The 622-nt window shown below is 55.5% G+C and carries 1 protein-coding gene; it reads right to left on the reverse strand.

Annotated features, from left to right (window positions below):
* On the reverse strand, nucleotides 1–536 hold a 536-nt coding region (locus tag V6C16_RS14705), incomplete at its 3' end, for an IS110 family transposase (RefSeq protein WP_333543622.1).
* Nucleotides 537–622 lie beyond the last annotated feature (86 nt).

The following is a 622-nucleotide window of genomic DNA, read 5'->3' on the forward strand; positions in this document are numbered from 1 at the left end:
CGGCGCATAAGGGTAGAGAGGTCGTTTTCCTCGTCTGCGATGAGCGCTGGCAGTTGGGTGCGAACGGCACAAATACCTTGCCGGATAACGATACCATACTCGGCGAGCAGCCCCCTGGTTTGGTTGATAAGCGCAGTGCGCGACTTGACGTAGCCTTGCCGGATTCGATGAATGCATTGAATATCGGTCTGCTCTGGCGACTTGTGCGGCACAAACCGCATGTTGGGCCGCTGCGCAGCCTCGCAGATAGCAGCCGCGTCGTTGACATCGTTCTTCGCGCCGAGCAGATATGCTTTCACATATCGGGGATGGATGCGTCGAACTTCATGCCCCAGGCTTTCAATAGTTCTGGCCCAGTATTCGGAAGACGCGCAAGCTTCCATGCCCACAAGACAGGATGGCAGGCTGGCGAAGAAACGCACGACCCCGGACCGGCTCATAGTGCGGCTAAGTACAGGTTTGCCTTTGGCGTCCACGCCGTAAACGGCGAAACTGTTCTTTGCCAAATCAATGCCGATGGTAGTAATGATCTTCATGGGATGGTTCCCTTTCTGAGGTTTTCCATACCCTAGGGTAGCCAATTTATGCGGGCGGGACCATCCCATCACTCTACAGCTAGAGC

This window comes from Desulfovibrio sp. 1188_IL3213 (assembly GCF_036763145.1).
In the GTDB taxonomy this organism is placed as follows: domain Bacteria; phylum Desulfobacterota; class Desulfovibrionia; order Desulfovibrionales; family Desulfovibrionaceae; genus Desulfovibrio.